The following is a 13,646-nucleotide window of genomic DNA, read 5'->3' as shown; positions in this document are numbered from 1 at the left end:
GAGCGTCCCCATGATGCCCTGAATGATCTGACACCATGGGAATATTTAACCAAGCATGAAATGGCCGAAATCTCTAATTATGGATGTAACTAATTAAGGGAGGTTTACAAATTCATAAAAAATCAAGAAGATGAAGGAACTCGTGAACTCTACTCGAAACTATTTCTTGAATATCTTCATGCACAAGCCAAAAAACAAAGGTTAGTAGTACCACGAAACAATAAAACTCCATTGTCCTGGAGCTTTTCAGATACCGTTCATGATCTCTGCATTACAGAATTTGGAGAAAGAAAAGCCTCGAAACTATTCTTAGATGCATACCACGAGGTTGGCGAGCCGTAATATAAATCTTCACTAGCAAACTACTATTGCTCAAACATAGTTGAGTTGGTAGGTTAACATACATAGTCAATATGGAAATGTAACTCGTTTATGATAGGTAAAAGTAACATTCCGTTGCGTGAGGATATTGATACACCACGGTTTAAAAATCTTATATCTGATCTAACCACAGGTGGAATTCAATCACTGTTAAGTTCATATATTGACGGCCAAAACAGCTCTTTAAGTGGTTTATTGAAAATATCTCTAGAAAACAAAAAATACGTATCTTTATCAAAACTCACTATAAAACACCCAAAGCTCATAGGAAAAAAAATTTATGTATATGAAGGATATCATTTAGTTGGCTTTGCTAATTCGCTATTTGAAAATGATAAAAATTTAGAAAAATTATTTTTAGAAAATGCGTGCCAAGAACAAGGAAGAGACACTTATTTAATTGGCATAAAAAACCCGAACAAAAACTCAATATCTCAAAGGAGGATTAATAGTTTTTTTAACGCTCTCACCCAAACTTTCAACACATCAACATTTGATGTTTTATTATGTTTATATCGCTATTGCTACGATAATTATTTACCTTTGAGAATATTTAATAGTAACAGGGATGAACTAAAACATGCTATTGACGAAATGCAAACATATAGGGATTTCTATGTCCAAGCAAAAAAGCAAGGAAAGACATCTAGTGATATAGAACAGGAACTTAGTAGTTCTACCCTGAAGATTAACTATTACCTTCCAACAATAATAGAAGGTAACCCACTGTATTTTGGAAACAGGTCTATCGAAAAATTAGTAGGTAGAGAAACCGAACAAAACGAGCTTTTAGGTTTTCTTAATTCAGATAAGCAATTTTCGTGGTTTCAAATTGCTGGAAAAGCTGGCCAAGGAAAAAGTCGGCTGGCACTTGAACTATGTATCAGCGCTATAAAAATGGAGTGGGAAGCTGGTTTCTTAGAAACAGCGAAAGAAAATAAATTTAAATCAGTCTTGGAGACCTGGCAACCTAAGAGAAATTTTTTGTTCATTGTAGATTATGCCCTACCTAATTCTGATTACCTAAAAACACTACTTCGTGCATTTTGTACTCGAGCTAAAGAACTACGTTTTAAGGTTAGGTTGCTTATTTTAGAGAGACAACCTTGGAATGAAGGTGTGAAAGATTATGTTAATGTCGGTGACATGCAGGTTTCTTCAGGTTTTTATGCCGAATGGTTCTTGAATTTAACCGATAGATATGATGGGAATGACTTTTACATTCATCGTAATCGGCATCGAAGTGGTGTTTTAAAGTTACCCACTCTTTCAGACAAAAGCCTCATCGAAATTGTACGACAGTTCAGTGGGGAGTCTATTCGTCTTACGGATAGGGAAATATTAGAAAGATTACATTATGTGGACTCTGATCGATCAGCTTTATTTGCTTATATAATAGCTGCTGAATTATCCGAAAATCAAAGCGTACAAAATCTAACAAGAGAACGAATTCTCGATAAAGTTTTATTTAGGGAGCGTAATGCATGGTGGAAAACCATTGAAAATTTTAGCGTTCCACGATTAGGAGATGATGGAGATATATTAAAGCTTTCTTTATATTCTACAATAGTTGGGGGTTTATCAATAAAAGATTTAGAAGAAGTGTCCAAAGAGTTAGGAATAAAAAATCCCAGTCGAAATAAAGTTCTATCACTGATTAAAAGCTTCAATGTTTCTGGTAAATCTCCAATTCCTGATAGAATCCCCCCACTCAAACCAGAGATAATTGGTGAATGGTTTGTAGCTAGCTTTATAAAAGAAAGTCCGAAGTTAATGAATATACTTCCCGTCGCATGGGATAAGCATCCAGAAAGGGTATTAGCTTTTTACCTTAGACTTATAGATGATTTCCCAAATGAATATGTTACTTCAGTTTTCATAGACAACATAGATGAAAAAAGTCTCAGTGACAAAGTGTTAGTCAAGTTGACTTTAAACTTAATTTTCTCAATATATATCATCAATGATGGTGTTAAAGATAAAACTTTAAGCTATCCATCAAAATTACAAGATTGTTCTAAAGAGGTAATTTCTAGAGATTTAGCCGATGACATCGCAACGCTAGGAGTTTGTTATGAGTACGGTATTTTTTTTGATGTAGATTTAAAAAAAGCGATAAAATGTTATAAACATGCCTCAAAATGCGGCTCGTCTCTATCATATTATTATTTAGCCAAGTGTCGTGGAAAGGGATTCTACATAGGTTTAAAGTATTTTTTAACACGAACAAATACTATGTATGAGATAGCTGCTAAAAAAGGCTGTGGTTTAGCGTATATTTGGCTAGGAGACCACTTTAGCAACAACTTAGATTTCGACGCGAATTCCAGAAAAAGTTATGCAAATACAGAAGCGCAATATTTACCAGAAAAAGCGTTTTCTTGTTATTTTAAGGCATTTAAAATGGGAACACCAGCAGCTGCTAAAAAGTTAAGCGATTGTTTTTATTCTGCAATCGGAGTTAAAAAAAACTTCCTTACTTCTAAGTATTACCATTACCTTTACTTAAATGAATTTGGGCTTAATAAGGACAATTTATCCGAAAAAATTAATAATTCCTTAAATATAAATTTTTCAAATAAAAGAGATTGGAAAGACTTCCCTTATGATTTCCACCCCCAAATAATCGAAACAAAAGTTTCTAAGAATGTTTTCTTCTTTCGTAATCTTTCCGTAGAAATTCCTAAACAAGAAGATTTGGAGTGGGCTAAAAATTTCGTAAGTTCGAAAACAGAAATCACACAAGATCCACCAGAAGTTAAAAATCACGACAGGCTTTATCTTGATGAAGATCCTGAAAAATACATCCTTTCTCTATTCAGAGCTTCATTTAGAATTAATGGAAATGATAATATTTTAAACAATTTAAATATGATAGACCTTTCAATTTTCAATCTATCGTTTAAAGAAGGAATGTCCTTAATTTTACTAAGAGCAATAGACAAAAACGATAAAAAAACCAAACTTATCCCAGCTGTATTTTCAGAAATAGGACTATTCCCTTTACCAGATGTACCAGGCGTTTTCGAAACTGTTTTATCTGAAACAGACTTAAAACCTAGAAAAATCAGAACTGGCAGACAAAAATACTATCTAAATTTTTATATTGAATTTGATTATTCATTCTACATCAACTATCAATTTGTCAGTTCATACAATGAAATCGAGAGATATGTCGATTCAAAAGAAGACACTAAAAAAATCAAAGAACTTTTAACGCCCTTACGTTACTTTTCAGGGCGATTTTTTAACAATCTCGGAGAAAAATACAAGGCAACAGCTATATTTCAGTCTTCCTTATATATCTTAACATTAGTCGTTTTCCCAAATGGCTCTGTTAAAATTGAAAACAAAACTTTAATTACTGAATTAAGGGGTGTTAAACGTCGAAAAGTTGACGGTAATTTGAGATACGAAGAGGTATAAATTAAATCCTAACAAAATCTATATCAAAAATTAACATGCTCAAAGCAAGAGGAATTTAATACGGTTGTTAGATTTTATGCTATCGCACGAAAACTGGTTCCCCAAAAAACATTCCCGCTTTCGGTTTTTAATATGCACTTTCAATTTATCCTATTGATCGCGCAAGATGTCACTTACGACATTCTTTTTGAATAATTCACTTTGTGTTTATTTCAAAAATCGTAAGTGCACTTGAGAAGTGGGCTTGTTGCACGCCCCCGTTCTATCCCCCCTGCTTTTGATATTTCCTAACGTTCAACATCAACAAACGTGTGGACGTTTGATCTCCAGTTAAAGGAGCGTTCCTGCTGCCTTTAACAATTCCATGACCAAGGAATATTTCACTCTCCCTTGGAACCCCTCGATTAAAGGGCGTATTCCTGCCCTTTAAAATCCTGAACCAACCGTGCGCCGATTGGATTGCGTGAAGTTAGCGCCTTTACGAACCAGTGCTGTCATATGATCCCCCGTTCTGTAAACACGATTTTGGCAGCAGAAGCTGCGTTTAAAGCAGCTGGAAACCCTGCATACACGGAAGTTTGAATGATCACTTCAATGATTTCAGTTGGTTTGCAGCCAACGTTTAGTGCTGCATGTATATGCACATGCAACTGCGGGGCAGCGTTACCCATAGCAGACAGCATGGCGATTGTTGCGATCTCACGTGATTTCAAATCTAGCCCTTCACGGCTATAGATGTCTCCAAAAGGAAATTCAATTGTGTATCGCGCCAAATCAGGCGCGACATCTTTCAAGGCTTCAATCACCTTTTCACCGGCGTCACCGTCAATTTCTTTCAGCTTTTGCCATCCACGTGTATATCTGTCATCTAAATCGTTATTCATCACATTGTCCTCTGTTGATTTTTCTTTCGGTAGGATTGAGCAACCGTAGACGCCGATGTGACCGAACGAAGCAGTAAGCAACATGGTTGATAATTTTAGGAACTCACGTCTTAACTCATCTGGTTTGGCTTGCATAGTGTCACTGCCCAATGGACTACCATGCTGACAGCCTAAACCTTAGAGTTAACTCTCAGTCAAGCGTTGTTTTTCCATCAAGCGCAGACTGATAGGTATCGATTTTCTCATTCAATCTTTGAAGGTGTTGCTGCTGTTGATTAATCACCTGATTCAATTTAATCGCATGCTCTTTAAGGATGGCTTGGCGCGCGGCAAGCGTGTTCTTACCTTCTTTACGTAGCAACGCATATTCGCGTATTCGCTCGATAGTCATACCTGTTTCTTTTAGTCGCTGGATGAATTCAAACCACGCAATATCTTTTTCCTGAAAATATCGATGCCCATTTGGCAAACGCTGAACATCTTCCAGTAAGCCTGCTTTGTCGTAGTAGCGAATAGTATGTGCACTGACGCCTACACGTTTTGAAAATTGAGCTACGTTCATAATGTTTTTCTCCCTTTTGTTACTCCATCTCATATTAGTGACAAATTTCTCCGTGACTTACAATGTCTCTAACCTCACCGCAATCTCCTGAAGGGTGAGTGCGATAGAAGATCGCGTCAGATTTGACTCATCGCTACATGGCGCATACTGCGCGAGGGCGTTAAATAATGCGCGGTGTAATCCCCAAAGCTCAGAAAGGGAATAGTGCTTGAGGTGGTGACGACTAAGAGCGAGCATGGCGGCCTCCTTAAATGCTGACAGGTCTGGTGTTTTTTCTCGTCCCCATTCAGGAAAAGACGCCAGAGCAGGCGTATGTGATGGCTGCGTTTATATGCGCTCAATCAAGGCTCACCACATCACTATGCCGCCGATGACTTTGCGGCGTTGCTTGGCTTAACGCTTTACCGTGAATTGCGTTTCTAAAATCTTCAAATTGGCCTTTGGTTGATTGTCCATGCCTTCAAACCCAGCTCTCAATAGCCAGTGAGCCCGTTTCATGATTGGCAGGGCAATGGTCTGTCATATCTCACCCGTTGCAGGCGATGTCTCATAGCGCAGCGAGTCTCGCCCAGCTCGCCGTCAAAACAAGCCTCACCCTAGCGGCCAAAGCCTCGACCGTGTTCTCATCCTTGCGAGCCGCACCACTTCGCATTCTGGGGCTTGCATTACCGCCTATTGAACTGGGCATGCCGTCTCTCCCGCGACATACGCGCAATCAACAGGAGAGAAAACATGACAACCTTATTTGCACAATCATATCTTTGCCGTGACACTGGATTTTACTTTGAGAGCCTTGAGGAATTTGACAGCGGCATGGCGCGCTTAAAGGCCAAAGGCATTGAAGAAGTGGAGATTCAATTCATCGACGGTGAAGACTACGAAGCCAGGCTGTTTAACGCCGCCGGTATCAGCCAAGGCAAGCTTCATGATTGGTTTGAGCACTTGAATGATTTGAGCGAATACACCGCCACGCAAATGATTTACCTGCTGGAGCTGCGCTATTCCTTGGAAGAAACGCTCAAAGAACACGAAGACGTGCTGCTGTATTTCGGCAGCGCCAAAGGCTACGCTCAAGAGCTTATCGAAGAGACCACCTCAGATATTCCCGAGTTTCTGGCTAATTACATCGATTATTACGCAATCGCACGCGATATGAGCTTAAACGGTGAAATCACTGAAATCGGCCACGACATCTACGTCACCAACGCCCTTGAATTTTAAGGGCGTCATTCAATGTATCACATTTATATAGCGTATTTTTCTACATACCTTGGTCTATTTTGGGATGCTTTAAATTATTTGCACGCTTGAAGTATCGTCTTATGACTTGCCATTTCGGCTTTAAAACAAGGATTTGTATGACCGATAAACATGCTGCACTAAATGATAACAATGGAAGTAATGTCGGAAAAAGTAAGGCAAAGCGTTTAGGGCAGGTGATAACCTATGCAGGGACTATTCTTACCCTACTTCTGCCGTGTGGGTATTTGTTGGGGTACTACAATCGCGCAGGGTATTTGGAAACTTATGGTGTGCCACCGGGTATGTTTCCTGTGTCAGTACAAGATATATTGCTTCGTACGTATGACTTCTCCGTGAACCCTATGATTAAAATATTAATACCTTATTTTAAACACTTGTGGTTTTTTCCTTTATTTGGCCTATTTTTTTCATTGCTGGCCTTTGTCGTAGTGATATGTATTCACAACAATGAAAAGCTTGTTGGTATTTTGAACAAAATGCCTAAAGTAAAGGTGAGGAAGAAGAGCAAAGATTACTTACTCATAACTGGCTCAGTGTTTGTACTCGGTACGTTTACTCCATTTATAACACTATTACTTTTCTCTTCTATTATAGTCTTTCCATTTCAAGCCTATTTCGCGGGAGAGCAAATCGCTCAAGAAGAGCAGGCTAAATATGTTAGTTGTGACATAGAAATATCTGAAAAACGTCAATGTGCACGTTTGTACGATTCAAAGGGCAATATAGTGGCTGAAGGTCTCGTTGTTGCCGCTTCAAATACTACAATCGCGCTTTATCAAAATGGGACAACAGAAATCCGCCCTTTGACAGGCTTAGTCGTTAAAATAATGTCGAGTGCTAAGGCCGAGAAACCTGACAAAACCGAGAGCAAGCCAAACAACTGATAGCGACTAATGAAAAATATTTTAATCTATTAAGCCGCTTTTTGCAGGGCGCGTGCGATTGTGCGTTCATGTACCCGAAAATGCTCAGCCAATTGCACCAGCGATGAATAGACTTCATCTTCTAACAAGCGCTTGGCTTCTTCGATTTGTTCATCATCCAGTTTCGGTGGTCTGCCGATATGTTGCCCACGTTGGCGCGCTGCTTCCATGCCTTCTTTGGTGCGCATGATTAAAATGCTGCGCTCCCATTCAGCCAGCGCCGCAGCAATCGTATAAAGCAACTTGCCATCAGGCGTGGCCGTATCAAAGTTCTGCGTCAGGGATTTAAAATGCACGCCGCGGCTTTGCATTTTTTCTAGTTCTTGCAGCGCATCCACCACAGAGCGAAAGGCGCGGTCTAAGGACAGCACCACAAACGTATCACCCGCTTGTAATTGTTCCATCACCTGATGATAGACAGGGCGGTGCTTGTTCACCGCTGACACCCCATCTTCAATGAAATATTCATCACAAGCCTCTTTGAGCTGGAGCACTTGCCTGTCGGTCAACTGATTCACCGTAGAGGTGCGGATATAGCCAATAAAACGCATATGCTTTTTCCCTTTCTTGTGTGACTTTACATAGTAATCATAGACACAAGGGAACCCTTTTTTAGTGGCCTCCCTTATCTCTACACAGCGCATCTGTGATGCCGCCGCGCCCCCTTGTAAACTCGGCCGTACAGCCATTTCGACCAACTAAGAATTAATCTCATTTCTGAATCTAGCAAAAGGGTTCCCTTTTGTTTTTCCTATCACAGCCTGTTCATCATTGCCGCAAAGATGCGCCAAACAGAGCACTTTTTTTGTGGATGGAACAATCATGGCAAAAGGAAACAGCGCCGATCCAACCAAAGGCCCACTGGGCGGCATATTTGGTTTTATAGGCATCTTTGTAGGGGCGTTTTACGGCACGCTCATTGGTGAATGGCCTGTTGGGATACTCGGGGCTTTCATTGGCGCGTGGACAGGCTATGTAATTGAACATGTTGTCTATCGCGTTCTTCTCGTCGCGCTGGTCATTATTTTTATCTTCGCGCGCCAAGCATTTTTTCATGCGATTTTTGATCACGCAATGGTCATGCCCGTGGAAGTTGATCACGCGGCCTATGTCTATGTGATAGAGAAGCAGGAGAGGAATGATGTTTAAGCGATTAGCTATGCTGGTGTTATTTACGTTTGTAGCCAGCACGCCACAGGCCAAAGACTTCACCAATGCTGACTTCTTGAAGCTCTCAGAGGGGCAGCAAGAATGGTGGTATCTTGGGGCACTTTATTCAACAGGGCATTTGGTCTCAATGAATGACAAAGAAAAAGCACAATGTATTTGGAATTGGTTTCCATCCGATCCTGAAGGGAAAAAGGATCTCTTGAAGCGAAGTTTTGAGAAATATCCCGAAGAAATGCCAACAACCATTTTATTTGCTTTGCTTCAGCGCAGTTGTGGGAAATTGACCAACTAACATTTTGGCGATACGGGGGCGGTTTCTGGTGGCAAGTCAAATTCCGCCAATGCGTCTATCGACTTTACATTGTCGAAATCTGTTGGCTGGTATATGAGTGAAGATGATTCAGCATTTAAGGCAAAACTATTATCTGTCGTGTAGTCATTTAATATACTTGGGGCATTGTCTTCAATCATTTTCTTATGTTCCTCCAAGTCTTCTTTGCTTGGAGGGTATTCGTCATCGTCAATGCGAGTACGTATGTAATCAATCGTGTCGCGCTGGTAAATATCTAACTCTTGAAGTTGGATTCTGAGCTGTTCAGCCTTGTCTTGCTCAGCCTTATATGCTTCCCAACTCGGTGAATGAGAACCGAAGGTAATATTCTTGACAACATCATCGTCGAGCTTGCGCCCATCTTGGGTATAGACATCGCCGTTTTCTGAACGAAAGACCATTGTGCCATCATCAAGGCGCGTAGCATTGTCTTCCATAAATTGGATATTCGCGCTGCACATGGCGAGTTCGGCATTGATATCAGCTCGCGCTGCATTTACCGCCTCTTGAGCGTCATTGAGGTCTTGCTCGACTTCAAAATAAAGCTTGGCGTAGATGGGATCTTCGGCAAGGAGGTAGGCGAGCATCGAAGCATGCGCTTCTTTCTCGCGTTTCTTTTCTTGAGCTTGCGGGGAATGGTCTGAACCAGCAGAAACAAAGCGTTGAAGGCGTCCAACCTCCAAACCAGATAATTCATTGCTGTAATCATCCCAGTCTTTTTGACTGTCTTTATCGCTGTTACTCACCATCACCCAACATCCCATGTTGTTATAGTTGTATATTTATCCACCTATTCAACATACAGGATAAAGGTTAACAGAGTCAAAATGTGAGTAAATAAATTCGTTCAGACATAGAAAAATAATTAATCCGCCCTATCTGCCCACTACAAAAGATGACTAAATCTAGCAATTGTATCCAAGTTACTCTGAACCAAAAACCTTTTGCAATCTTCTATAATCCGTTGAATTTCGTCGAAACCAGTTTCTATGCCATCTAAACGCTTTGACCAAGCGAGTATTTCATCAGGATTCAATAAAGCCGTATCCAAACTATCTGCTTCTTTTATTAGCGCGGGTATATCGTGTTTAAGTAACGTCTTGATTTTACCGAAATTAGAGAAAGCTTTTGCGCCATAAATGACTCCAACTTGCTCTTTAGAAATCATTGCAGCTTTTTCTTCTGGTGAAACGCGCCGGTTCAAACGAACCTCTTCAAAATCAATTTCTTCTTGGGTAGGCTCATATGTCTGAAATATTTTCTCATCACCACTTTTTGCACGCCGCTCAAGCTTTACCTTGAGAGCACCTGTAGCTATTTTGTCTCGATAATCACGCATCCTTGCAAAGCATTCATTTCCACCATTTTTCAATATATTGGCAATTCTTTGTTTGACTACAAATAATTGGCAAACCTTGTCTTCAATATTGATTCTGGCGTTTCTAACGTTCAACTCTCTATTGAACTCCTTTTTCATATGCTCAAAATCTACACCGAAGTATTTTTTACCACACTTGTGGCCAATGTTTGTTTCAATATTGTCTGAACAGAGAACCAGATATCCATTTTGATGTTTTTGGTGGCAGCTACTTAAGCCACAAGGTTCCTTTGTACCGAATTCGTACCTCCCAAGAATTGTTTTCAGCTTTATTTTCTTAAGGTCAATATCATGCTGATAATCGGGTCTGGCAAAAACTTCTTCCCAAGAACTCAACCGTACAATCGACTTCCCGTCTTCTGACAATATGTTCATCAATAATTCCAAAGTTCGGTATGTTGTTTTGAATAACTATGAACAATATTCTGTTTTTCAAGGGAGTTAAGTTAGCAAAGATTAATAAGCAGTAAAGAACGTTAATTGCTATCCTTTATCGTGCAGAAGAATTTTGTCGAGTTTTATCTAATACTCTCTCGCTGCTTAACAAGTTCCGTTTGGCAACAAACTCATGAGCAGATCGGCAAAACCCCAAAAAACAGTCCCCAAAACTGAAGCTATTGCCAATAAAACGCTTTTCTCGTGTTCCTCTTCACGTTGAAGGTTTAACTTAATAAGAAGTGCATCATGTTGTGAAGGAACTAATTTGGGATCAATGTTTTCTATTTCTGTAGTTAATATTTCGTGCACCTTCTGACTAATAGCATTTTTATAGAACAGAAAGAAAAATGATAAACCTACTACGACACACCCACCACGGCCTGCGTCAGCGCTACTACACGTGTAATACTTTGAAATCAGGATGCTACTGCTACAAATCAAGAGAGAGAGCAGAGAAACAAGTATCACTTTTGAACGAAAACTTATGGAGAACATAAATATATAAATTGCATTAAAGACAATGGTAAGTATAGCTTATGGATTTTCCTCGTCGATAAAGTTAACACCCGTAAGAACTTGAGCCGCACCAATATACGTAAAATACCCTATCCATGGTTTTTCACGCAGTTGATAGAAACTTCTACCATTTATTACAACAATCGCCAATGTTCTGGGATCTAATGCACCTGATTTTAAATTCAGCAGTTTATGATTGAATTTTTTGAGTTGCTCCCAACGCTTCACAGCCTGTCTTTGTTCAGTTAGTGAAGCAGTTTTTGACAACAATGTCTGTACTACTTCCATCGTGGCATTTTGAGCCTTTTTTTCAAATTTTTCTGTGATTGTAGCGGCCACCCTTCCTCCTTTTTGGCCAACATGTATACTTATCAGGAACTACCTAATTCTAGGTCACTAGAAATTCTAGATACGTATGCATCATGTTCCTTCCAAAAAGCGACAAGTCGATCAATATCGCCCATTCCGACTTCCTTATTTTTCACTTCTTCTACGTCGTTAAGAAGCTCTTTCGCGAAGCTCTCACTAATTCTGAAAGCACCGATGGACTTTTCGTTTCGATAGGGTTCACGAGACATGATGAGTCCTTTCACCTAAGTTAGAGTAGAGATGCCCCAGATTTGAGTAAGTTTTCATATAAGATAAGACATCCTTGCTTTTAGTGTATCTTCTAGCCTTGCTGGGACTTGGGCATTTAAAAATGGTATTCATAATATTTAAGTATAACATAAAACTAGACTAGCAAACCTAAAAAAGGGAGTCGACTCTTTAATTGGTATGAACTGCTTTTTCGCATAGCCAGCAAAAGACAAAAAGAGTCTTCGACACTCACACGCCAGGCCAATTTTCGCCAACAAGAGTTCCAACCCAAGCCTGAATCAGCCATTCAGGATAGTCATTCAGAGTCTGAGGGCCCCTTATTATCTGACTCTTCAAATTTAGCCGCCATCGTGGGATTTTTACGAGTTAATTTCTTTATAGTCACGTCCTGCGCTTTGTCATTCGCAAGACGAAGACTTCTATCTGTTCCCAACAACGCTTCTTTTGTCTTCTGTAAATGGTCAATTGATTTATCAATCTCATCTATAGCTGTTTGAAATTTTCTAGAAGCGAGATCATAGTTCTTTGCAAACGCTGTTTTAAATATATCAAGGTCACTTTCAAAATTTGTTATGTCGATATTCTGCGCACGGACAAGGGCAAGCTCTGCCTTGTACTCTAGCGACTTCATAGCTGCATTGCGTAGCAGTGTAATAATAGGGATAAAGAACTGCGGGCGAATGACATACATCTTGGGGTAACGATGGAACATATCAACAATTCCAGAGTTAAAAAGCTCGCTATCAGGTTCTAGCAACGAAACAAGGATTGCATACTCACATCCCTTTTCATTGCGGTCTTTATCCAACTCCTTCAAAAAGTCCTCGTTCTTTTTCTTCGTAGAGGTAGTATCATTTTCGTTTTTCATTTCAAACATGAGTGAAACTATTTCCGTGCCTGCTTGATCAAAATCTCGGATTTTTGAATTTGCTTTCACCTTACTTCTCAAGAATGGAGATTTTTGAAAAGTAAATACTTGAATTGGGTTCAACTCCCTATCAAGGAGCTGAACCCAAATACCCACTTAAAGCCGCAATCATAGCTCTAAAACCTTACGCCATAACTCCAGAGCTTCAAAAACCCCATCAAAATCAACCTTAGATTGGTTCGAAGAAAAGCCGAGCCTGTCCACCAATTCTTGTAGCGGTCTAGACCAGACTAGACCGCCACAAACCTTAAAATACGCTGCCTCTAGCGGATATCATCAAAATCATCACACGGTCTTTAATGGTCCAATTGGGTCTCCAGAATGTCGTGAATCTGTACTTCAATGTCGCGAATCTGTCACTTATCCCGAACGTATTACCTCGGGTATCGGTACTCGTGATTGTCATAAGTTTCGGAAACGAATCTTCGACCAGCTTTCCAATTTAGCCTACGACACAGCACATAAATACCTACGCATTAACAAGCAACATGGCTACGTACACGCCAATCGGTTTCTATCCAGAATAAGCAAAGAAACACAAATAGCTGATCTCAACCTAGCATCTAGCTCAAGTGAGTTAGAAAAGTTCGCTAAACAAAAAGTTCCCAGCTCAGCACTTATAACGGTACGCCTAAAGTATTTCAAACATAGGAGACGCAGAAAATGACCTAAAGAACAAGTAAATTACTGATCTTGGCCCTTACCACAATTAGCGGGCTAGACAGCGCAGAGATAAAGCTTTTGCTTTGTCCCACAAGGCGTACCGTCCTTTTTATCCAAGTAGAATAAACATCTTAAAAACTAATTTTATCGATTTTCATCGAGGTGTCAGTGTAGCCGCTTAAA

14 protein-coding genes are annotated in these 13,646 nt (G+C 39.9%); 5 read left to right on the top strand and 9 right to left on the bottom strand.

All coding sequences use genetic code 11. The features are described from left to right. Positions 1–432 precede the first annotated feature (432 nt). Entirely contained in the window at positions 433–3,807 is a 3,375-nt protein-coding gene (locus ACXAH6_RS19155; RefSeq protein WP_474879462.1) for a tetratricopeptide repeat protein, read from the top strand. A 494-nt stretch (positions 3,808–4,301) separates the two neighbouring features. Here ACXAH6_RS19155 and ACXAH6_RS19150 read toward each other — a convergent pair whose 3' ends face one another. From ACXAH6_RS19150 to ACXAH6_RS19140, 3 genes are all read right to left on the bottom strand, one after another. Continuing rightward, positions 4,302–4,691 (bottom strand): carboxymuconolactone decarboxylase family protein, encoded by a 390-nt coding sequence (locus ACXAH6_RS19150; RefSeq protein ID WP_474879464.1) that lies wholly within the window; start codon positions 4,689–4,691, stop codon positions 4,302–4,304. Positions 4,692–4,881: 190 nt separating this feature from the next. Further along, a complete protein-coding gene (locus tag ACXAH6_RS19145) occupies positions 4,882–5,253 on the bottom strand; it encodes a MerR family transcriptional regulator (RefSeq protein ID WP_474879461.1) in 372 nt (123 codons plus the stop codon). Between the two features lie 57 nt (positions 5,254–5,310). Continuing rightward, positions 5,311–5,490: a hypothetical protein gene (locus tag ACXAH6_RS19140; RefSeq protein WP_474879459.1), complete on the bottom strand. Its 180-nt coding sequence runs from the start codon at positions 5,488–5,490 to the stop codon at positions 5,311–5,313. A 495-nt stretch (positions 5,491–5,985) separates the two neighbouring features. Between ACXAH6_RS19140 and ACXAH6_RS19135 the strand changes: the two genes are divergently transcribed. Both ACXAH6_RS19135 and ACXAH6_RS19130 read left to right on the top strand, forming a co-directional pair. Beyond that, positions 5,986–6,474, top strand: a complete 489-nt coding sequence (locus ACXAH6_RS19135) for an antirestriction protein ArdA (RefSeq protein WP_474879458.1) — start codon at positions 5,986–5,988, stop codon at positions 6,472–6,474. Between the two features lie 137 nt (positions 6,475–6,611). Further along, the gene (locus tag ACXAH6_RS19130) at positions 6,612–7,400 is read left to right on the top strand and encodes a hypothetical protein (protein ID WP_474879456.1); all 789 of its coding nucleotides are present in this window, start codon (positions 6,612–6,614) and stop codon (positions 7,398–7,400) included. Positions 7,401–7,429: 29 nt separating this feature from the next. Here ACXAH6_RS19130 and ACXAH6_RS19125 read toward each other — a convergent pair whose 3' ends face one another. Then, complete coding sequence (locus tag ACXAH6_RS19125; RefSeq protein WP_474879454.1) at positions 7,430–7,990, bottom strand: recombinase family protein; 561 nt, start codon at positions 7,988–7,990, stop codon at positions 7,430–7,432. Between the two features lie 271 nt (positions 7,991–8,261). Between ACXAH6_RS19125 and ACXAH6_RS19120 the strand changes: the two genes are divergently transcribed. Next, positions 8,262–8,588 carry a hypothetical protein gene (locus tag ACXAH6_RS19120; RefSeq protein ID WP_474879452.1) on the top strand — a complete coding sequence of 109 codons (327 nt, stop codon included), beginning with the start codon at positions 8,262–8,264 and terminating at the stop codon, positions 8,586–8,588. Further along, complete coding sequence (locus ACXAH6_RS19115) at positions 8,578–8,901, top strand: hypothetical protein (protein ID WP_474879450.1); 324 nt, start codon at positions 8,578–8,580, stop codon at positions 8,899–8,901. Before ACXAH6_RS19120 ends, ACXAH6_RS19115 begins: the two co-directional genes overlap by 11 nt. Here ACXAH6_RS19115 and ACXAH6_RS19110 read toward each other — a convergent pair. The 5 genes from ACXAH6_RS19110 to ACXAH6_RS19090 form a co-directional block, all read right to left on the bottom strand. Then, positions 8,898–9,689 carry a hypothetical protein gene (locus ACXAH6_RS19110; RefSeq protein WP_474879449.1) on the bottom strand — a complete coding sequence of 264 codons (792 nt, stop codon included), beginning with the start codon at positions 9,687–9,689 and terminating at the stop codon, positions 8,898–8,900. The two genes, ACXAH6_RS19115 and ACXAH6_RS19110, sit on opposite strands and share 4 nt — an antisense overlap. Positions 9,690–9,826: 137 nt before the next feature. Then, positions 9,827–10,693 carry a hypothetical protein gene (locus ACXAH6_RS19105; RefSeq protein ID WP_474879447.1) on the bottom strand — a complete coding sequence of 289 codons (867 nt, stop codon included), beginning with the start codon at positions 10,691–10,693 and terminating at the stop codon, positions 9,827–9,829. Between the two features lie 597 nt (positions 10,694–11,290). Further along, the gene (locus ACXAH6_RS19100) at positions 11,291–11,611 is read right to left on the bottom strand and encodes a hypothetical protein (protein WP_474879445.1); all 321 of its coding nucleotides are present in this window, start codon (positions 11,609–11,611) and stop codon (positions 11,291–11,293) included. Positions 11,612–11,643: 32 nt separating this feature from the next. Continuing rightward, positions 11,644–11,850, bottom strand: a complete 207-nt coding sequence (locus tag ACXAH6_RS19095) for a hypothetical protein (RefSeq protein WP_474879443.1) — start codon at positions 11,848–11,850, stop codon at positions 11,644–11,646. Between the two features lie 317 nt (positions 11,851–12,167). Continuing rightward, positions 12,168–12,896, bottom strand: coding sequence for a DUF2130 domain-containing protein (locus ACXAH6_RS19090; RefSeq protein WP_474879441.1), 729 nt, complete (start codon positions 12,894–12,896; stop codon positions 12,168–12,170). Positions 12,897–13,646: the final 750 nt, after the last annotated feature.

This window comes from Alteromonas sp. ABE4_545 (genome assembly GCF_056161325.1).
The sequence above is the reverse complement of the archived record's forward strand: the minus strand, read 5'-3'. Positions and strand labels throughout refer to the sequence as shown.

Coding starts and splice junctions, on each gene's coding strand:
- ACXAH6_RS19140 (WP_474879459.1), bottom strand. CDS start 5,490: ATGCTCGCTCTTAGTCGTCACCACCTCAAGCACTATTCCCTTTCTGAG.
- ACXAH6_RS19150 (WP_474879464.1), bottom strand. CDS start 4,691: ATGAATAACGATTTAGATGACAGATATACACGTGGATGGCAAAAGCTG.
- ACXAH6_RS19130 (WP_474879456.1), top strand. CDS start 6,612: ATGACCGATAAACATGCTGCACTAAATGATAACAATGGAAGTAATGTC.
- ACXAH6_RS19110 (WP_474879449.1), bottom strand. CDS start 9,689: ATGGTGAGTAACAGCGATAAAGACAGTCAAAAAGACTGGGATGATTAC.
- ACXAH6_RS19135 (WP_474879458.1), top strand. CDS start 5,986: ATGACAACCTTATTTGCACAATCATATCTTTGCCGTGACACTGGATTT.
- ACXAH6_RS19155 (WP_474879462.1), top strand. CDS start 433: ATGATAGGTAAAAGTAACATTCCGTTGCGTGAGGATATTGATACACCA.
- ACXAH6_RS19125 (WP_474879454.1), bottom strand. CDS start 7,990: ATGCGTTTTATTGGCTATATCCGCACCTCTACGGTGAATCAGTTGACC.
- ACXAH6_RS19095 (WP_474879443.1), bottom strand. CDS start 11,850: ATGTCTCGTGAACCCTATCGAAACGAAAAGTCCATCGGTGCTTTCAGA.
- ACXAH6_RS19105 (WP_474879447.1), bottom strand. CDS start 10,693: ATGAACATATTGTCAGAAGACGGGAAGTCGATTGTACGGTTGAGTTCT.
- ACXAH6_RS19120 (WP_474879452.1), top strand. CDS start 8,262: ATGGCAAAAGGAAACAGCGCCGATCCAACCAAAGGCCCACTGGGCGGC.
- ACXAH6_RS19145 (WP_474879461.1), bottom strand. CDS start 5,253: ATGAACGTAGCTCAATTTTCAAAACGTGTAGGCGTCAGTGCACATACT.
- ACXAH6_RS19115 (WP_474879450.1), top strand. CDS start 8,578: ATGATGTTTAAGCGATTAGCTATGCTGGTGTTATTTACGTTTGTAGCC.